Origin of the sequence: Bacillus sp. FSL K6-1145 (assembly GCF_038003425.1) — a bacterium.
GTDB lineage: Bacteria > Bacillota > Bacilli > Bacillales > Bacillaceae > Bacillus > Bacillus pumilus.
In genome coordinates, this window is sequence record NZ_JBBOPC010000001.1 from 623,723 (window position 1) to 642,166 (window position 18,444).

The window sequence follows — 18,444 nt, forward strand, 5'->3', positions numbered from 1 at the left end:
TCAGTCTGTTAGCCTTCAAAATTTAAATTCACTGGTTCATCCTCTAAATGATCCACAGTATTTTGTTCTGTCACTGGCACACTTTCATCTACAATTTTAAAACTAAGTTCGTCCATCCAAATTTGACCTGGACCTTGTAGTAATATGCCAAACGCAATGACTTCACTTTTTACTGGAACATCTAGTACGACACTAAAATGATTCCATCCATTTGTTCCTGTAATAGGACGGTTCATCATATTGTCAAACGCAAGAATTTCACCTGAAGAATGGTCTATCCTCATCCATAAACCAGCGGAGCCTTTCACATCTTCGCTTTTAACAAAAGCAGAAAATTGAAGCCGTTCTCCTCGATAACGATCAGACTTAATTTGCTGCATCAATGTTGCGAAACCTCCAGCTTTTTCATCTTTTGATTTCAAATAAGCGGAGTTAGTCCCACTGTGTACAATTCTGTTATCCAAACCTGTTTCATAGTCAGATGGGGTATCCCCCGTCATAATCCAGCCAGTAGGTGTATTATGATGACCAGCCATATTTGTTTCCTCCTCATTAATCACATTCCTTAATAATCTCCGATAACGTGCGGGTGACATGCCATATATCTTCTTAAAGGCTCTAGTGAAGGATTCCTGTGAACTAAATCGATACTGCAATGCGATGTCAATCGCCCGTTGGTCCGTATGAATTAAATCCTTCGCCGCTTGGGTCATTCGACGTTCCCGTATATAATCAACCACTGACTTCTTAATCACTTTTTTGAACATACGGTGAAAGTGAAACCTAGAATAACCAGCGTGTTTCGCTAGAGTTTGAAGCGGTAAATCGTCTTTCAAATGTTGTTCAATATAATTTAATGTTTCTTGAATTGTTTTCTCATGTTCTTGATAGGACAACAGAGCACCTCCTTGCTTTACGAGTTTAGTATAGCGGAAATACTCTTTAGGAAACTTGACTTTTTGTGCTATGTTGCAATTTTAGAACGAACCTTCTAGCCACAAGTGACATCCGTGCGTTACAGTTATTGATGGTATGACGAATGACTGAGCAAGAATCCCTTGGGACGTGTTTGAAAAGATCTCAACACGTATCGTGAATGAAGTGAAGAATGTTAATCGTGTTGTGTTTGATATTAGGATTAGGCCGCCTGCTTCGATTGAATAGAAATAAGATGGTATCTTAAAATGATATTTAATGGGGATTTGTGAGAGTTTAAAGGTGATTTTCACAATTTCAAACTTGTTATCTGTGAATTTAGCCATGAATTTTAATATTATATGAAGAGGACCTGTGTAAACTTAGTGTTATTTTATCAATAGATATTTTCTGCAAATTAAATTCATTTTTTGTGAATTGTTGTATAATTGTGGTAATGAATAGTTGAGCAGGAGGGTAATATGGTTGACGAACGGATAAATAATAACAATGATGAAATAGTAAAAACACTTAGAAAAATGGCAATTACAAAGCAGTTGAATTTTTTGATTGGTTCGGGTAATTCCTTACCTGCTATACCTTTAATGGGAATGATTGATGAGAAAGATTATGAAAAAAGAAATGAAAAATTAAAACAAAAAGTTAAAGCAGTAAGTAAAGATTTATTAAATAATATTGAAGGATGTAGAGAAATATCTATCACATTGAATAATTATATAAATTTCCTTTCAACCATAATAGATATACTTAACTTGTCAAATTCAAGACAAACTTCTCGTACAGCAAACCTCTTTACGACAAACTATGATTTATTCATTGAGAAAGCTTTTGACAAAGTACTACAAAATTATAGATTTGTGGTTAATGATGGTGCTAGTGGTTATTTTGAAAGAGAACTTGATGGTTCTAACTATAATCGAACTGTATCTTATAAGGGATTGAATGATAACTATACAAATGAAATACCTTCATTGACACTAATAAAACCTCATGGTTCTATGAATTGGGAAATAAATAATGGCACAGTGTTTATTAGAAATAGTGTTGTTGATGATCCACTTCTTGTAAAACCCACAGGATATGAAGAACAAGAGACTTTTTACAATAATCATTTCCATGAGATGCTTAGAGTTTTTCAGTTAGAGTTAGACAAGCCACAAGCAGTTTTATTTGTAATTGGATTTTCTTTTCAAGATAAGCATATTGCAAAAATGGTTAAAAGAGCAATTCAAAATCCAGAATTAATGGTATATGTTTTTGGATTTACTGACAAAGATAGAGTGTTTTTTTTACAGAATTTAGGATTCGAGAGAGAGCGAAGTAATTTTACTATTTTAACTCCTGAAAATTTTTCTGATGAATATAAAACAGTAAACATGAATAATGGTGAAGAGGTCTGGCACAGTTTTAACCTATCAAATTTAACTTGTCTATTATCTGGTACAAGTTTGGAGGCCATAAAAGATGGAAAGTCCTAAGAAAAAACTAGGAGTAATTACTTCTGTTGATAGTGATATCTCACAAGTTGGAATGTACAGCATGTCAAATGACGCAGAATTCATCTGGTATGGTGAAATATTGGCAGGGCCAAAAATTGGAGCTTATCTTACTATTAATCAAAATGAGATTAAAATAATAGTAACTGTTTCAAATGAGAAAGTAATTGATCAACAAAACTCTATAAAAAGTACTGAATTTGATAACAGATATTCTAAAAATTCAATAAATAGAATTATTTCTGTGAAGACTAGAGGAGTCATTGAAGAAGGGAAATTTCAATTAACAAGTCAATATGTACCCATGATTGGTAATGAGGTTTCTCTTACTAGTATAGAAGAGTTAAAAATTATTTATGGAATTGAAACTAATGAATCAACAATTAAAATTGGAAAATCAATTTTAGAAAATCAACCAATCCAATTATCAATTAATAAGTTCTTTGCTTCTCACATAGGTATATTTGGTAACACAGGAAGTGGGAAGTCTAATACTTTACATAAATTATATTTGGAGCTATTTAGATCGAATTTTTATAAACAAATAATAAATAAATCCCAATTTTTCTTAATTGATTTTAACGGAGAATATTCATCCCCAGAAATTGATGAAGTTACTCAAAAAGGGGTTTTTGGTGTTCCTAACGAAGATAAAGAAATATTTGAAATTAATACTCAGAATCTAAATGAAGGAAAAAAATTGCCAGTTAAAAAGAAGTACCTTTTTGATGCAGACATTCTATCAATACTTTTTGATGCAAGACCTGCAACACAAGTCCCTTTTCTAAGAAGTTCGATAACGAGTTTTAATGAAATATCTCAAGAGATAAATTTTTGTTTTGGTGTATATGTAACAGGAACTCTCAAGAAAATTTTAACATCTGGAAAGTCTGCTAATCAAGATAGTTTACAAGACTGGATAGATACAGCGAAAAAATACTTGCAAGATTCGTCTCTTTTTTCGGAATTAGACCAAATTGTGCAATATAATAATGGGGATTATAAGATTCCTTCATTAGATATTTGGTTCAATAGTGGCTCAGACGAAGGTATTGCTCCATCTTCTCTACATTATTCAAAAATCCAAGCAATATCTGAGAGTCTTACTAGATATTTTAAGTATATGGAAATAACACCATTAAACCAATTGAAAATATTTTTAGATTTTCAGAGAGTCCACCGAACTGCTTGGGGAAAAATAAATCGTGAACATTTAAATCCGCTATTTAGCCGAATTAACTCTTCTTTTCAGAGTCTTGAGAAAGTCATAGAAGTAAAAGATATGGCTATCGAAGATTATAAAATGATAAATATTATTTCACTTGTTCATGCAAATCAAGAAATCACTCGCTTAATCCCTATGTTATTATCTAAAATGATATATGATGAGCAAAAAAGATTAGTTTCTGGAAACAGTGTTAATCAAACTAAACACTTAATTATTGATGAAGCTCATAATATTTTAAATTCTGAGTATAAGAATAATGGAGATGACTGGCAAGATTATAGATTAACTATTTTTGAAGAAATTATTAAAGAAGGACGAAAGTTTGGTTTTTTCTTAACTTTATCAAGTCAGAGGCCTGCAGATATTTCCCCCACGATTCTTTCACAAACGCATAACTACTTGATTCATCGTTTAGTGAATGAGAAAGATTTAAGAATGCTTGAGAACACTATGCCTACACTTGATAAAAGTTCGTATCAGATGATTCCAAGTTTAGGACAAGGTGAAGCGATTATAACGGGTAATGCTATGAAAGTTCCTGTATTTGTGAAAATTGATAAAGAAAAATCGCTCCGCCCAGCTAGTGATGACATCAAGCTTACTAATTTGTGGAGTGAAACTTAAAATACTTTAGAGTTGTTACAAAAAATAAAAGAACATAATTCAAATTTATATCCAGAGTAATCATCTTTATCTTTGAACGAAAAAACTCAATTTATGTATTATGTGACAAAACAAAATATAAAATTATGGTGCTTTGGCAAAGTTAATTCCTTCAATATAAGGAGTTGACTTTTCAGATATTAAAAACTCTTGGTTTTCAGTCAAGTTACTCTTTTTCAAAATAAGCATCCCACTTAAAATGCCCAACTTTATCAAATTCCCTTAGATAATTTCTTACATATACCAGATGGCTCTTGTTCAATAAATTGCAAAATTATGTCTTGGAACAGAAAATTTCAAATATGTTGAAATACATTCAGATAAGGAAAAAGGTGTTTGTTTACACAACAGAAACAAACAGGCATGCAAATGAAACCTTTCAAGGTATTCAGGCGTAGAAACATAGAACGTAGTTATTCTAATAAAAGAGAGGTGTCGAATGTTTGGAATTAAATAACCTAAAATTACTTTATAAGGATATGAGAAGAAAAAATATTGATCGATCCAAATTTGAATTCTCAATTAAGGGAGTACTATTTAAATGTCTTTTTCTTATTGATAAGGCCCCATTTAAATTAATATTAGCAGCTAGAGGAAAGAATTTTTATTTGGAATTTGAAATTAAAAAAGATTTTAAAGTCAACTCTTACATAGAAAAAGATAAGTATTATCGATTATGTGAGATATTAGGTATAAAGAGAGATGATAAAAACAAATTTAGCACTAATGCTTTTCTAAGTTATGTCAATGACAGAGTTCCTCATAATATATCAGAAAATGATCGTCTTGTTCCTGCTGATATTGCTCCCTATCGAAAAATTGTTGAAGAAGAAAATAAAATTTATTTTTATAAATGGATACCTCACGATGGTATCAAATCTAATGCCACACCTGAAAATTTAGAGAAAACAAGATTGTTAATTGGAGAAGAAGCATATCGTACATGTAAAGAAAGAAACATAAGTAGTGGATGGACAGACAATCCTAATTACGCAGATAAATCGACGAGAGACTTCCCCAAAAATTTTAAGACTAAATCTTAATTAAAAAAGGCGGTGATACTACGCCTTTTTTAATTCGTTCAACCTAAAACAAAATGAAATTTCAGGTGTGAACATCTAGTTTAAGTTAAACTTGATTTCAAAGCAGGAGAATGCGACATATAAGGCGTTTTACAATTCATTTCTGTGACTAGTTTCTAGTAACACTTACATCTGGTGATATTGAGCTATTCTAAACCTTGCTTATTAATCAAAGACTGATCTACTCTATTGGGGTGATGGAGTAAAATTAATCTCCTGTTCACTTCATTTATCGGTGTCGAAAATACATTTATAGACGATGTTTCACTTTTTTCCTTCTTAAATATCTCCACAACACGAGCGCAAGAACCAGCAAGATGACACATTGAATCGATAGTAAAAACATTTGCAATTCAACAGACGTTTGCCCACTTGTCATTTGATCCACGATATTATGCACCGCGTGCCACATGATGACCCATTGCAGGCTGTTAGTGAGTGCCACAATTTCAGCTGCAACGAATCCAAATAAAAAGGCGAATATGATTTGTGCCACTGTTAATGTGAGGCTTTTTCCGCTTAGTAAATTAGCAGAATGACCGAGGCCGAATAGTACAGCGGAGCCCCCTATGGCAGTGCTCAAGTTAATTTGTCTTAAATATTGAAACAGAATGCCTCGAAAGATTCCTTCTTCAAACAGACCGACACACACCATGAAGAAACAAAGTGCTATAAAGGAAGAAAGGGTTAGATCCTTATTTAATCCAGCAATAAATGGAATGGCCTCGATGATAAGGATGGGAAATATCCACACACCAAGAGACCCTTTTCGAAAACCTATTTCTTTCAAGTGAAAACGACTTTTTTGAATAATGAATAGAAGTAAAAGACACCCAGCCAGCATCGCACAGCCATTGATGAGATAGATGTTCGTTGGATCGGTTACTTCTTTGATGGATATATAGACACCTGCACTTGTTGGGATGATTAAAGAAAACAACAGTAGAAGTACTGATTTTCGAATGATTGTGATTGGTTTCATGTTTTGATTCCCCCTCTAACGTCAGAGTAGTGGAATCAAGCATAAGTCACAATTAAATCTTCCTAACATGTCAATATTTAGCCCTAAGATGCACTTTAAGATGTTGTTCGTTTCTTTCGCTGCTTTAAAAGTTCGTTGATTTCCTCAGCAGTTGCTTGATCTTTTTTATACAATAGGTACTTCATCAAAAAGAATAATGCCATGACCACAAGGAAATTCACGATGAACGAAAGGAGACTGATTTCACCGCTGACGATGATGATGGTTGTCATAATCATACACATCACAAGGACGATATATAAGATTTGTTGAAAAAGAATCCGTTTGTGGCTGTACGTTTGTTTTGGATATAGCAAGAAGGTCAGGGCGCTTGAAAAAAAGGAACTGAACATGATTGCTTGTAAAATATAGATGGGCATTGTTCCAAACGTGAAACAGTAAATCAATACGAGTGCAGTAAAGATCAGACAAAATGTGATCAAAAGATTTGTGATATAACGTTTCATCCTGTTCACTTCCTCCGTAACCCAAGCTTCTCTTTTAATGCTTGAATATAAAAACGTGAAATCATTACCTTTTCTCCATTCATAAGGCTTGCTTCAAAACGGCCACTCGTTTTAGGAGAAATAGCGGCGATCTGATCAATATTAAGAATCATCGATTTAGATACCCTCAAATAATCATGCGCTTCAAGCCGTTCTTCAAGTTCAAATAACTTTTCCTTTATGAGAAACACCCCATCTGACGTATACAAGAACGATCTTTTATCGACGCTTTCTATATATAAAACCTCGTGATAATAGACCTTCTTCATTCTTTCTTTTGTGGGCTCTTGCGCTAGGAAATAGGGTGATGATTGCTCCACTTGTTGAACTAGCTTTTCAATAGTAGGATTTAGCTCATAAATGTGAAAAGAAACATACTCTGATTGCGGCTTTTGGATGAAATGAATATCCGTTTTCATTTGTTTCTCCTCTGTCTATTAGGATTTTTCGTAATCTCTCTTTAAAATCGAATACATATACACATCATCAAACCCCTTTTGACCCAATTCATACTCTCTCAATAATCCCTCTCTCACAAAATCAATCTTCTCCAATAATTGAACAGACGACGTATTTTCAGGATCAATAATCGCTTCAATCCGATTCAGGTTCATTTCCTGAAACCCATATCGTAGCACCGCAGCAATCGCTTCGCTCATAATGCCTTTTCTCCAATGATCGTGATGTAATTCATAGCCAATTTCCGTACGGCAGTGCTGTTTTTCTAGATGGAGAAAGCCGCAGCTGCCGATAATGGCTGGATTGTCTTTTAGAGAAATGCCCCAGCGGATGCCTGTTTGTTCTTTGAAGATATTGTCATACCACTTGATTTCTCCTTTTGTGTCTTCGATGGTTTCATGTGCATCAATGCCCATGTAGCGGCACACGGTTTCATTAGATAAATAGATGTGCATATCCTTAGCGTCTTCGGTCGTTGCATGTTTTAAGATTAGTCTTTCGGTATGAATAGTTGGAAATGTTTGTGGAAATATCAATTTATCTCTAGTCATATTTATCTCCTATTGTTTATTTTATTTAAATTATACCTGTACTGGTCGAATTTGTGGAATGCTTTGGTATAATATGAAATTATCATCGTGGTAATCATTTACATGTGAATTATACTAAAGAGAAAGAGGATAAGAGCAATGGGCATTTTTCTAATCATGATTTGTATCGTGATGATCACCGTATCTTCAGTGATTTATATATTTAAAAAGGGAATCATTCGTTCTAAAGTGTTAGTGATAGTAGGTTTTGTTTTAGGAGGAGCTGTACTAGTTGTATGGATAGCAATGTTTTTTAATTTTCACTCTATCACTTTAACAGATGAATCACTTGGTGATTTTAAGATCGGTCAAACATTCAAGGGAGATCATACTTTTGTGGAGAATTCTCAATTCTCTCATCCTAAACAGACAGTCTATATGGAAAGAGAAAATCAAGATTTTGTCTTATCAGTTGATCAAAATCATCGAGTTATATCTATTTACAATCAATCAAAACAAAAAAATCTTCAAACATCTAAGGGAGTTAAAATTGGAGAAGATTATTCATCTGTTATACAAACATATGGAGATCAATTCAAGAAGCTCTGGTTTGTCGAAGGGTATAGCAAAGGTATACAATATCAAGATCAATCAAACGGTATCATTTTGGAGTTCTTTTTCAATGATAATACACTAGCACTCATTGAACTTCGTAGTAAGCAGGAGTGAAATAGTAGAAAGTAAAAACGAGCATTCTATTGAAATGCTCGTTTTTATGTTGTTTTTTTATAACATGCCTTACAATAAAAAACCCCTTCATTCCTCAGCCAAGCCTTCACCTCTGTCATTCCTTTTCTCTTTGGATAGACCAGCTTGACGTACACTTCTTCGTTTCCTTCTATTTTTTTCTGACAGCTAGCACAAGTGGGTTCTTCGAATCGAAACAATCGACATACTCCTTTTTGTAGATATTTCTTCCATTATATCAAATATCCAACTTGTTCTTTCGACTCTATTCTTCACTTTCTCAATTTTTATCCGACATATGCTAAGTAAAAGAAATTTCCGTTTGTTGAAACCGTTTGAGAGAAAGCGTGCTCTAACAGGTGTAGGAGGTGTGAGTGAGATGAAGCATGTGCGTCTAATTAAAAAAGCACAAAAAGGGAATGTCCCGGCATTTGAGAAATTAATGCTGATGTATCAGGAGCGTTTATATAAAACGGCTTTTCTCTACACAAGAAATAAAGAGGATTCGTTAGATGCTGTTCAGGAGACAGTATTTAAAGCGTTTAAGCATCTATCTGGCTTGAAAGAACCAGCTTATTTTTCTAGCTGGCTGACTCGGATTTTGGTCAATACGATTTTTGCGATGAAGAAAAGGCAGCAAGATGTTGTGCCGTTTGAACAGCAGCACGAAAGCGTTGAGCGGAATGATTTTTTGGAAGACAAGCTAGATTTAAAACATGCTCTTGATGTGTTAGATGAGCAATACCAGATTGTGATTCAGCTATTTTATTTTCAAGATTATTCGATTTCAATGATCTCTCAGCAGATGGATATGCCTGAAGGAACGGTTAAAACTCATTTGTATCGCGCAAGAAAGTTATTAAAGCAAACATTGGAAAAGGAGGAGAGTGTCGATGGAACGAAAAGAAATGAAAAAGCTTTATGATGAGATTGAAGTACCAAAGGTTGAAGTAACCTCTGCAATTCGCCAAGCAATAGGAGATGTGAAAGCGGAAAAGAAAAGACGTTGGTTCACATGGAATTGGAGAACGCCAATATATTCTGTCATCATACTAATCGTTCTTTATTTGTCATCAGGCTTCCTTTTTCCTTCTCTTAATACAGCGATGGCACGTGTCCCGATTATTGGGCAGTTTTATATGATGTTTCACGATAAAGTAGGAATGTCTCTTTTTCAGAGTGAGATGGTGAAGCATGTCAATGAGGGAGCTGAATCAAGAGGGGTTAATGTGGAAGTGAACAGTGTGTATTATGATGCAGGGCGGCTTGTTTATACATTTACTGTGAATCGTTTGAATACAAAGAAAGATGTTGTCCCTTTCATAGTCGACTTAGATCCAGTAAATCAAGCTTCCCAATCGAGTTCCTACAATCATGAATTGAAAAAATTAAAAGATGGCCGTTATGTTGGGCAAGTGACAGTCTATACAAATGGTCAAACGATCAAACAAGGTCAACAAGTGCCACTTGTCATTTCGAAAATTGGGGATATTGTAGGGAATTGGCGCTTCAAAGTACCAGTGGTCAAGCAAAAAACCACTTTATTAGCGGGACAAAAAGACGTGTCTATTTTTAATGGGCGTTATCACTTAAGAAATGTACAGGTAGAAAATGGAGTGAAAAGCTCTGTTATTCAATATACCATTGATTACAATGGTTTTGCTAAAGACGATATAGTTAGTATAGAAAGAATGAAGGATAATCTAGGGAATGATTATCAGTTCGAAATTGGAACAGTCTTAGGAGAAAAACAACTGACTCCTGACAAAACTAGAAAAAATCATTTGACCATTTTAGATCAGCCGATTGATCCAGAGGCAACTGAATTAACATTTTACACAGGTGTGACAGACGAACAAGAAGAAAGCAAAATCATTCCTCTCCAGACAAAGCTGCCTGTTCAGTTCAAAACAAAGCATCATGGAATTGGAATCAAAATCAATAAAATAGAGCAAAAGGGGCATTCTGTAACAGTTGATTATCAATTTACTGGAGTAGACCAGAAAGAATTAGATGAAGATATTATGGAGAATGTAGGTGAATGGATAGGGTTAGGTGACGTTAAAAAGCTAAAATCATGGTCAGATTCTGAAGCAAATGATGAAAACGGATATTACTTAGAGAGGAACGATGCAAAGGTGACCAATGTAAAGACAGCCTCTTTGCAATCCACTTTTGAATTTGATAAGAAGTTAGACACATTAGCATTTAAAGATTATGGACTTGATCTTAATATGTCAGATCTGAACCGATTGGCACCACAGAGAGATATACCTGTAACCATTCCAGTCAAAAAAGAAACATCAAAAGCTAGTCAATAAATAAAAGAGCGAACATGGTTATACATGTTCGCTTTTTGCCTGCTTTTGGACCAGCCGATTACGATGGAACGAGTACCGAATCAACAGGAATGCCACAAAACTGGCTAAACCGCCAATCCAGCTTAAGTTCGTGACATTTGTATATTGTATAATCACACCGCCCATTGACGATCCGAGCATCATGCCGATATTCATAATCGCTGTATTAAAACTCAGCACGGTTTCTGATGCTTGGGGTTTTAGAGAGATGAGGTAAAACTGCTTCGCTGGAGTTGTCGTCCATGTAGCGATGCCCCATATGGCAAGCGTAATCAAGATACTTATTGTAGAGAATTGCGTAAAGAATAAAGCAAAGAGAGCGAGCATCTGGATCATGATGCTGATCGAGATGGTTCGGTTTGGTCCCCATTGATCAACGGCAAAGCCGCCAAATCGTGAGCCTATAAAAGCAGCGATTCCTAAAATGAGTAAGGCGATACTTGTCATTTCAAGAGAGAAGCCAGCGGTCTGTCGTAATAAAGGTGAGATATAAGCGAATACCATTGTGTAGCCTAAAATCCAAAAGACGGTTGTGGCTAAGCCGCTGATCACTCTGCTATCTTGAAGGAGATGTAATTGCTGCTTCAATGGCAGATGTGAATGTCCCTCCATGCGTGGCAGTAATTGATAAAGCAGTAATAAAAGACAAGCAGTACCTAGCGCAATGATGAGAAAAATATAGTGCCAATCCACATGCCCTGATAAAAATGTGCCAATAGGGACACCAAGTACGAGTGAAACGGTAAAACCAGTAATGACCGTTGCCATCGCGCTCCCCTTTTTTTCTGGAGGGGCGATCTGCGCTGCATAATTTGTGGCGACGACAATATATAAGCCGCCACTCATCGCCATGATGACTCGGGATAGCAGGAGCAGCACAAAGTGATGGCTAAAAAAGGCGACCACATTGCCTAAAATAAACACAAAAATAGCCGATAACAGAACCTTTTTTCGGTTCAATTTCGATGTTGCCATCACTAAAAAGAGAGCACCTACTGCATAAAAGAGAGAGTAAATGGTGATAAGCTGCCCGGCAGCAGGAATAGAGATATTTAAATCAACAGAAATCATATCTAGAATGCCTGACACGACGAATTCTGACGTGCCTGTGACGAATGAACCGACAGCTAAAAGAATAATCAATAGCTGATGTGATGTGTTTTTCATTTTTGAACCCTTCCTTCAATTTGATACGTTGTTTTTAGTTTAAATTCCGTGCTAACATAAGTAAAATTGATGTTTTTCATGAAGGAGATGAGTGAATACTCATGAGCTTTGTTCGCTTTGATATCATCGCAAAAGTGGTCGAGCTTGGCAGTTTTACCGCAGCAGCTGAAGCGTTAAATATGACGCAGTCCGCAGTGAGTCATGCGGTGGCGAGTTTAGAAACGGAGTGGGGTGTGTCTTTATTCATTCGTGATCGAAAAAAGGGCATCATGCTGACAGATATCGGTCAAACGCTTCTCCCGCATATTAGAGAAGTGTTAAATAGAGTGGAGAAGATCCAGCAGGAAATTGCGTTAACGAAAAATATCGAAACGGGCTTGATTCGTATCGGCACATTTGCCAGTGCATCTGCTTGTTTATTGCCTAAACTGCTTGTGAGCTATCAGAAAAAGCATCCGAAAATCGAATTTAAATTTTATGAGGGAACGTATGAAGAAATATTGGAGTGGCTAGATTCTGGCATCATTGATGTTGGATTTGTTGTGAAAGGTCATGCAGATGAAGCCTTTGACTTGCTTCCGCTGATCAAAGATGAGATGGTGGTCGCCTATCATCCGAATCATCGATTTCACCAGCAGTCCATTGTAGACATCACAGATTTGGCGGATGAACCATTTATTATGCCGACTGGCATGTATCAATCACATGTAGAGGATATTTTTTCTGACGCTCAATTGAAGCCAGCTACTTTATTTGAAGTACACGATTGTACGACCATTGCTCGTATGGTTGGGGAAGGGCTTGGTGTCACGATAGGACCTGAGCTGTTTTTAAAAACGCAGCAGCTTGTGCACATTCGACAGTTGAATGTCTCTCATCATCGTGAGGTTGCGCTCGCCTGTCCGTCTCTCTCCCAAGCTTCTCCGGCAGTGAAAGAGTTTTTTCATGTAGCCGAGGCAGTTTTTGCAAAAGAGAAGGATTTGGAGAAGGGTGTATAAAGAACTAGATGTGATTTTCCAAATTCGTGTATAAGACGAATGAAGCGGACATTTCTTTGAAAAATGTTCGCTTTTCGTATTGTGTTTTAAAAATGAAGTTGGTATTTGGTACAATAGACAAAGGAATCAAAAAGATGAAGGAAATATTGTTCAACGAACTGTTTCCAGCAGCCTAATGATTGAAAGAATTCAAGTCGTAACATCCCAATAAACTTTGAGAAAATAAATAACGGCCCGAATTCAACTAATGTGGTAATACGATGAAATTCCTAATATTAGCTAATTTTTCAAAATGGTTGATGTGAATATCAGAGGTTAGTATTTTAGAATCATTGAAAGTCGTAATTAACGAATTCCTTGTACAACCAGGTATTAATTTTTTTCAAAGTGATTGTGATGTAGCATTAGCTAGAAGTTTTAAATGTTTAAAAGATTATACCAATAACCGTTACTGCTCAACTAAAAATAAAAGTACAGCCGGCAAATGTTCTCCTAACATTGCTAAGCATTCAAGGCTCTATCATAAACATACAGGATGGTTCTCACCTAGTAAGTAAAGAAGGGGGGGTATTAGAATTTTGGGAGTTACGCTAATTATGGGTGTATTATTAATATTATCAATGTTTTTTTTAATTTTTTTGCTTTTAAAGAAGATTATAGATTTGAAATTAATCATTATAATAGGTATTCCTTTTTTAATAATAATAATTGTTTTTTCTATATTAATTTTTGTGAATTTCCATTCAGTTTCACTTGAAAATGAATCTTTAGGCAGTTTTAAAATTGGTGAAGAGATAGATAACAATGAACTCGAAAAAAATGATCAGTTTTCGTTTGAAAATGAAGTGGTATATTCCAAAAAAGGAAATGAAGATTTTTTAGTAACATCTAATAATAAGCAACAAATTATCTCTATTATTAATGAATCACAAAATGGAAATATTAAGACATCAAAAGGTATTAAGGTTAACGATACGTTTCAAGATGTAGTAAAGGCGTATGGGAAAGAATACAAAAATCTTTGGTTTGTAGAAGGGTATGAAACAGGTATTCAGTATCAAGATAAAGATGAACAGCTTCTCCTAGAATTTTTCTTTAATGAAGATAAATTGTACCGTATTGAATTAATTAAAAAGTGATGCGCTAAATTTTGAAATAGTATAGCTTGATTTTTTTCCTGTTAGAAAGTTTATATTTTCATGCTTTCTATGTTTCTTAGCAATTTCGAATATTTAGATAAGAAGTAACAAGAACTAGATGTGATTTTCCAAATTCGTGTAATAATACGAATGAAGCGGACATTTCTTTGAAAAATGTTCGCTTTTCGTATTGTGTTTTAAAAATGAAGTTGGTACAATAGACACAGAAATCAAATAGATAGAAGTCGTATAATAGCGGGGATATGGCCCGCAAGTTTCTACCAAGCTACCGTAAATAGCTTGACTACGTCAATTCACACTCGTTTGATATAAATCATGCATTGTTCTTGTTTTATGTCACCGTCTGAATTCACATATGTAGTCAAGCGTCCCAAAACTGTTGGGGCGTTTTTTATTTGACTTGTGAATGGGGCAGACTAAAGCAAAAGGACATGAAGGGAGTCAGTTGGCTTGAAACAGTTTTTTCAATTTGATGAGTTAGGAACGAATTACCGCAGAGAAATCATCGGTGGTTTAACCACATTTTTGTCGATGGCTTACATTTTGTTTGTCAATCCGATCACACTTGCTTTAGTGTCGGTACCGGATTTTCCAGATAAATTACGAATTGATCAGGGCGCTGTCTTTACTGCGACGGCGTTAGCCTCTGCCGCAGGGTGTATTCTGATGGGGCTGATTGCCAGGTATCCGATTGCGATTGCTCCAGGTATGGGCTTGAATGCCTTTTTCGCCTTCTCGGTTGTTCTTGGCATGGGCATCACATGGGAAGCAGCACTTTCTGGTGTATTTGTTTCAGGATTGATTTTCGTTGCCCTTTCTTTAACAGGTTTCCGTGAAAAAATCATCAATGCCATTCCGGCTGAGCTAAAGCTTGCGGTTGGTGCAGGTATTGGTCTATTCATTACATTTGTCGGTCTGCAAGGATCTGGCATTATCGCTAATAATGATAATACGCTCGTTTCCATTGGGAACATTCATAGTGGTCCTGTCTTATTAACGGTGTTTGGTATCGTGGTGACTGTCATTTTAATGGTTCTTCGAGTGAATGCAGGTGTCTTCATTGGGATGCTTGTGACAGCTATTGCAGGAATGATTGTTGGTCTTATACCAGTTCCGACGCAAATTGTGGGAAGTATTCCAAGCTTATCTCCAACCTTTGGACAAGCCTTGATTCACTTGCCAGACATTTTCTCGATTCAAATGCTTGCCGTGATTTTAACGTTCTTATTCGTTGGGTTCTTTGATACAGCAGGAACGCTTGTGGCTGTTGCAACCCAAGCTGGTTTAATGAAAAATAATGAGCTGCCGCGTGCAGGAAGAGCACTTCTAGCGGATTCATCTTCAATCGTTGTAGGTTCTGTCCTTGGAACATCGACGACAACATCTTATGTTGAATCTAGCTCAGGTGTTGCTGCTGGTGCGCGTTCAGGCTTTGCAGCTGTCGTGACAGGTATTTTCTTCTTGCTTGCGATGTTCTTCTCGCCGCTTTTATCCATCGTTACACCGAATGTGACAGCACCTGCTTTAATTATTGTTGGTGCACTGATGGTCGCTCCACTTGCGAAGATTGCATGGGATCGTTTTGAAATTGCCGTACCAGCATTCTTAACGATGATTATGATGCCACTCACATACAGTATTGCAACAGGGATTGCGGTTGGCTTTATTTTCTACCCGATTACGATGATCTTTAAAGGGAAAGCCAAAGAAGTACATCCGATTATGTACGGTTTGTTTGTGATCTTTATTCTCTACTTTGCTTTCTTAAATCATTAATGGTTCGCCTGAAACAGCAGCTCATGGAAGCTGCTGTTTTTTTGTTTTGCCCTAATTTTCTTGCCATTTTAAAACCTCTGATGCCCTTTAGCCGTCTATTCGTATGAACGTCAAGGAATCTTGACTGAACAGAGAGACTCCGCTACTTTAAGAGGAGTCATCCTTACAGGTCATTCGTATGAGCCTGTAAGGATTGTGCTGGATAGGAGTTGATATGAGATGTTAGAAAAAGATGAAGAGCAAAGTAAATCAGACTTAAAAAATGAAGAGCCATCAATAGATCAAGAAACGAGGCAATCCCGCCTTAGCAGAAGCGCTGCAAAACGTGGAAGAACGTCGAAAGTAAAAGCAGCAGCGGATGATGAGCGTTCTGCCATTCAGCGTATGCTGCAAGGTGTAGGAGGCGCGTTTAAGCGCTATGGCTCATATGGACTTGCGATGTTAAAATCACCGAGCCGGGCCATCAATCAAGCGGAAACATTACGGATGAAGTATGCCTGGATCTCGATTGTGTTATTCAGCGTGTTTTTTGCTTTAGGCAACTATGTTCAATTAAAGGCGTCAAAGACTCGTTTATTAGGCTTTGGCATTCATTACTCTTTTGGTGACGCCTTTTTGAGGGTAGCGGTCTTTACACTCATTCTGCTCACATTGATGATGCTGACCGTCTGGTTACTCGGTAAGTACATGCTAAAAGGAAACATATCACTGAAAGAAGTGATCATGAAGTTTGGTGCCGCACTTGTACCGGTTTTGGTTTTATCCATCCTTTGGCTTGTATTTGCCATGCTGAATATTCCATATGTGACGGTCATTTTATCTGTGATGATGTTTTTTGGTCTCCAGTTGATTGCGGTCGTACTGTTTCGCTCGGTTCAATCGGAGCATGAAGCGATGCGCGGTGATTTGATGTATGCCAGCTGGATCTTTTTATTGGTGGAGCTTGTCATCATTGCACTGCTCTGGGGCATTGTCGGAGAGTATTTGATTCCTTCACTTGTGCCTGTTCGATTTGGATAATACACACACTGAAAACCTCCTTTTATGAAAAAGGAGGTTTTCATGTTGAGACGAGGAAAAAACGGGTAAACTCTTGGTAACAAAGACCACCTTTCTTGTCGAAAGATATATGTGTTTTTCTCGCGCAAATTTGATTGTATCAAGGTATGTTCTCTAGTAGAATATGGGGTGCTTTATTTGATTTTTTAGTGCAGGGGGTTCGAATCGTGCTTCAACAACTTTTATCCAATGCGTTCACCATGGTTTTGATCATTTTAGTGATTAATATTGTCTATGTTTCATTTTCCACCATGCGTTTGATTTTAACAATGAAAGGCAGACGGTACGCAGCAGCTTTTGCTGGTACGATTGAAATGCTGATTTATGTGATTGGATTAAGTATCGTACTTGATAACTTAGATCAAATCCAAAATGTCATTGCGTATGCGTTAGGTTATGGGATGGGGATCATTGTCGGGATGAAAATTGAAGAGAAGCTGGCACTTGGCTACACAACTGTTAACGTGATCACAAAAGAATTAGATGTCGATCTCCCAAGGCAATTGAGAGAAAAAGGATATGGTGTCACCAGCTGGGTAGCAGGCGGTCTTGAAGGAGACCGGACAGCATTGCAAATTTTAACACCGAGAAAATATGAACTGCAATTATATGAAACGATTAAAACGCTGGATTCAAAGGCATTTATCATTTCATATGAGCCCAAATCGATTCACGGCGGCTTCTGGGTGAAGGCTGTGAAGAAAAGGAGAATTAAAGAATGACCGCAAAACCAAAGAAGAAGAAATTCTATGTGGAAGACGACATGACGATCGATCAAGTGTTGTCCCAGATGGCAGCGGAAGGCTACGCGCCTGTCCGACGAATGGAGGAGCCCATTTTTCAGGAAAAGAAGGAAAATGGGTCGATTCAGATCATTCCGATTGGGAAAAAAATCGTATTTGAAGGAAAAACAGTCTAAATCCGAACATTAAAACGACGACTTCATAGATTGTTCGATAAATCCGTTGACATCATGAACATCCGTTGTTAAGATAAACATGAATTCAAAACACGAACCTCATATAATCTTGGGAATATGGCCCATAAGTTTCTACCCAGTTACCGTAAATGACTGGACTATGCAGGATAGTGAACAAAACTGACATGGCGTTTCAAAAGCGAACAGCGCTTACCATGGCCCGGTTTGTGTTGCTTCCTAACAATGCAATGCAAATCGGGCCTTTTTGTTCGGCGTTTGACAAGCTGCTTAGGTTTGGGAAGCGTGTCAAACGATACAAAATCGAATATCAGCTTAA

The 18,444-nt window shown here is 36.5% G+C and carries 19 protein-coding genes, 1 pseudogene and 2 riboswitches; of the genes and pseudogenes, 13 read left to right on the forward strand and 7 right to left on the reverse strand.

Translation table 11 applies throughout. From position 1 onward, the window contains the following. Positions 1 to 8 precede the first annotated feature (8 nt). Positions 9 to 896: an AraC family transcriptional regulator gene (locus MHH41_RS03090; RefSeq protein WP_340865648.1), complete on the reverse strand. Its 888-nt coding sequence runs from the start codon at positions 894 to 896 to the stop codon at positions 9 to 11. A gap of 118 nt (positions 897 to 1,014) precedes the next feature. Between MHH41_RS03090 and MHH41_RS03095 the strand changes: the two are divergent. The 4 genes and pseudogenes from MHH41_RS03095 to MHH41_RS03110 form a co-directional block, all read left to right on the forward strand. Continuing rightward, positions 1,015 to 1,164 (forward strand): annotated as a pseudogene (locus MHH41_RS03095) (GMP synthase (glutamine-hydrolyzing)); the annotation flags it as partial. 233 nt (positions 1,165 to 1,397) lie between these two features. Then, positions 1,398 to 2,414 carry an SIR2 family protein gene (locus MHH41_RS03100; RefSeq protein ID WP_340865650.1) on the forward strand — a complete coding sequence of 339 codons (1,017 nt, stop codon included), beginning with the start codon at positions 1,398 to 1,400 and terminating at the stop codon, positions 2,412 to 2,414. Next, entirely contained in the window at positions 2,401 to 4,284 is a 1,884-nt protein-coding gene (locus MHH41_RS03105) for an ATP-binding protein (protein WP_340865652.1), read from the forward strand. The genes MHH41_RS03100 and MHH41_RS03105 overlap by 14 nt, the downstream gene beginning before the upstream one ends. 482 nt (positions 4,285 to 4,766) lie before the next feature. Continuing rightward, complete coding sequence (locus MHH41_RS03110) at positions 4,767 to 5,366, forward strand: DUF6037 family protein (protein WP_340865654.1); 600 nt, start codon at positions 4,767 to 4,769, stop codon at positions 5,364 to 5,366. A 289-nt stretch (positions 5,367 to 5,655) separates the two neighbouring features. On the opposite strand, the gene MHH41_RS03115 is transcribed toward MHH41_RS03110, so the two are convergent. The 4 genes from MHH41_RS03115 to MHH41_RS03130 all read right to left on the reverse strand — a co-directional run bounded on the left by MHH41_RS03115 (position 5,656) and on the right by MHH41_RS03130 (position 7,942). Further along, entirely contained in the window at positions 5,656 to 6,387 is a 732-nt protein-coding gene (locus MHH41_RS03115; RefSeq protein ID WP_340865657.1) for a CPBP family intramembrane glutamic endopeptidase, read from the reverse strand. Positions 6,388 to 6,482: 95 nt separating this feature from the next. After that, entirely contained in the window at positions 6,483 to 6,893 is a 411-nt protein-coding gene (locus tag MHH41_RS03120) for a hypothetical protein (RefSeq protein WP_137055457.1), read from the reverse strand. 5 nt (positions 6,894 to 6,898) lie between these two features. After that, positions 6,899 to 7,351, reverse strand: coding sequence for a LytTR family DNA-binding domain-containing protein (locus MHH41_RS03125; protein ID WP_340865659.1), 453 nt, complete (start codon positions 7,349 to 7,351; stop codon positions 6,899 to 6,901). An 18-nt stretch (positions 7,352 to 7,369) separates the two neighbouring features. Continuing rightward, complete coding sequence (locus MHH41_RS03130; RefSeq protein WP_340865661.1) at positions 7,370 to 7,942, reverse strand: GNAT family N-acetyltransferase; 573 nt, start codon at positions 7,940 to 7,942, stop codon at positions 7,370 to 7,372. Positions 7,943 to 8,080: 138 nt separating this feature from the next. On the opposite strand from MHH41_RS03130, the gene MHH41_RS03135 reads away from it, so the two are divergent. After that, positions 8,081 to 8,650, forward strand: a complete 570-nt coding sequence (locus tag MHH41_RS03135) for a hypothetical protein (protein WP_340865662.1) — start codon at positions 8,081 to 8,083, stop codon at positions 8,648 to 8,650. Between the two features lie 44 nt (positions 8,651 to 8,694). On the opposite strand, the gene MHH41_RS03140 is transcribed toward MHH41_RS03135, so the two are convergent. Continuing rightward, a complete protein-coding gene (locus tag MHH41_RS03140) occupies positions 8,695 to 8,868 on the reverse strand; it encodes a Fe3+ hydroxamate ABC transporter substrate-binding protein (RefSeq protein WP_340865664.1) in 174 nt (57 codons plus the stop codon). A gap of 179 nt (positions 8,869 to 9,047) precedes the next feature. Here MHH41_RS03140 and MHH41_RS03145 point away from each other — a divergent pair, with 179 nt between their 5' ends. Together MHH41_RS03145 and MHH41_RS03150 are read left to right on the forward strand one after the other, a co-directional pair. After that, complete coding sequence (locus MHH41_RS03145) at positions 9,048 to 9,593, forward strand: sigma-70 family RNA polymerase sigma factor (protein ID WP_050945701.1); 546 nt, start codon at positions 9,048 to 9,050, stop codon at positions 9,591 to 9,593. Then, on the forward strand, positions 9,562 to 10,989 hold the full coding sequence (locus tag MHH41_RS03150; RefSeq protein ID WP_340865666.1) for a DUF4179 domain-containing protein: 1,428 nt from the start codon (positions 9,562 to 9,564) through the stop codon (positions 10,987 to 10,989). The genes MHH41_RS03145 and MHH41_RS03150 overlap by 32 nt, the downstream gene beginning before the upstream one ends. A gap of 18 nt (positions 10,990 to 11,007) precedes the next feature. Here the strand turns inward: MHH41_RS03150 and MHH41_RS03155 are convergent, their stop codons facing one another. Further along, positions 11,008 to 12,195, reverse strand: coding sequence for an MFS transporter (locus MHH41_RS03155; RefSeq protein ID WP_212046339.1), 1,188 nt, complete (start codon positions 12,193 to 12,195; stop codon positions 11,008 to 11,010). A gap of 101 nt (positions 12,196 to 12,296) precedes the next feature. On the opposite strand from MHH41_RS03155, the gene MHH41_RS03160 reads away from it, so the two are divergent. From MHH41_RS03160 to MHH41_RS03185, 6 genes are all read left to right on the forward strand, one after another. Beyond that, a complete protein-coding gene (locus MHH41_RS03160) occupies positions 12,297 to 13,193 on the forward strand; it encodes a LysR family transcriptional regulator (RefSeq protein ID WP_226804736.1) in 897 nt (298 codons plus the stop codon). 596 nt (positions 13,194 to 13,789) lie between these two features. After that, positions 13,790 to 14,332, forward strand: a complete 543-nt coding sequence (locus MHH41_RS03165) for a hypothetical protein (protein ID WP_111912132.1) — start codon at positions 13,790 to 13,792, stop codon at positions 14,330 to 14,332. A 225-nt stretch (positions 14,333 to 14,557) separates the two neighbouring features. Next, a riboswitch (purine riboswitch) is annotated at positions 14,558 to 14,659 on the forward strand. A gap of 144 nt (positions 14,660 to 14,803) precedes the next feature. Then, positions 14,804 to 16,129, forward strand: coding sequence for an NCS2 family permease (locus MHH41_RS03170; RefSeq protein WP_340865668.1), 1,326 nt, complete (start codon positions 14,804 to 14,806; stop codon positions 16,127 to 16,129). A 219-nt stretch (positions 16,130 to 16,348) separates the two neighbouring features. Then, positions 16,349 to 17,149: a hypothetical protein gene (locus MHH41_RS03175; protein ID WP_340865670.1), complete on the forward strand. Its 801-nt coding sequence runs from the start codon at positions 16,349 to 16,351 to the stop codon at positions 17,147 to 17,149. 206 nt (positions 17,150 to 17,355) lie between these two features. Beyond that, positions 17,356 to 17,910 (forward strand): DUF2179 domain-containing protein, encoded by a 555-nt coding sequence (locus tag MHH41_RS03180; RefSeq protein ID WP_024424505.1) that lies wholly within the window; start codon positions 17,356 to 17,358, stop codon positions 17,908 to 17,910. Next, a complete protein-coding gene (locus MHH41_RS03185; RefSeq protein ID WP_050945708.1) occupies positions 17,907 to 18,107 on the forward strand; it encodes an NETI motif-containing protein in 201 nt (66 codons plus the stop codon). Before MHH41_RS03180 ends, MHH41_RS03185 begins: the two co-directional genes overlap by 4 nt. A gap of 79 nt (positions 18,108 to 18,186) precedes the next feature. Beyond that, a riboswitch (purine riboswitch) is annotated at positions 18,187 to 18,288 on the forward strand. The last annotated feature ends 156 nt before the right edge of the window (positions 18,289 to 18,444 follow it).

What these genes read in the sequence shown, in the direction of transcription:
- MHH41_RS03155 (WP_212046339.1), bottom strand. Translation starts at nt 12,195, where the DNA reads ATGAAAAACACATCACATCAGCTATTGATTATTCTTTTAGCTGTCGGT.
- MHH41_RS03130 (WP_340865661.1), bottom strand. Translation starts at nt 7,942, where the DNA reads ATGACTAGAGATAAATTGATATTTCCACAAACATTTCCAACTATTCAT.
- MHH41_RS03115 (WP_340865657.1), bottom strand. Translation starts at nt 6,387, where the DNA reads ATGAAACCAATCACAATCATTCGAAAATCAGTACTTCTACTGTTGTTT.
- MHH41_RS03185 (WP_050945708.1), top strand. Translation starts at nt 17,907, where the DNA reads ATGACCGCAAAACCAAAGAAGAAGAAATTCTATGTGGAAGACGACATG.
- MHH41_RS03100 (WP_340865650.1), top strand. Translation starts at nt 1,398, where the DNA reads ATGGTTGACGAACGGATAAATAATAACAATGATGAAATAGTAAAAACA.
- MHH41_RS03105 (WP_340865652.1), top strand. Translation starts at nt 2,401, where the DNA reads ATGGAAAGTCCTAAGAAAAAACTAGGAGTAATTACTTCTGTTGATAGT.
- MHH41_RS03160 (WP_226804736.1), top strand. Translation starts at nt 12,297, where the DNA reads ATGAGCTTTGTTCGCTTTGATATCATCGCAAAAGTGGTCGAGCTTGGC.
- MHH41_RS03120 (WP_137055457.1), bottom strand. Translation starts at nt 6,893, where the DNA reads ATGAAACGTTATATCACAAATCTTTTGATCACATTTTGTCTGATCTTT.
- MHH41_RS03145 (WP_050945701.1), top strand. Translation starts at nt 9,048, where the DNA reads ATGAAGCATGTGCGTCTAATTAAAAAAGCACAAAAAGGGAATGTCCCG.
- MHH41_RS03135 (WP_340865662.1), top strand. Translation starts at nt 8,081, where the DNA reads ATGGGCATTTTTCTAATCATGATTTGTATCGTGATGATCACCGTATCT.
- MHH41_RS03150 (WP_340865666.1), top strand. Translation starts at nt 9,562, where the DNA reads ATGGAACGAAAAGAAATGAAAAAGCTTTATGATGAGATTGAAGTACCA.
- MHH41_RS03175 (WP_340865670.1), top strand. Translation starts at nt 16,349, where the DNA reads ATGTTAGAAAAAGATGAAGAGCAAAGTAAATCAGACTTAAAAAATGAA.
- MHH41_RS03165 (WP_111912132.1), top strand. Translation starts at nt 13,790, where the DNA reads ATGGGTGTATTATTAATATTATCAATGTTTTTTTTAATTTTTTTGCTT.
- MHH41_RS03125 (WP_340865659.1), bottom strand. Translation starts at nt 7,351, where the DNA reads ATGAAAACGGATATTCATTTCATCCAAAAGCCGCAATCAGAGTATGTT.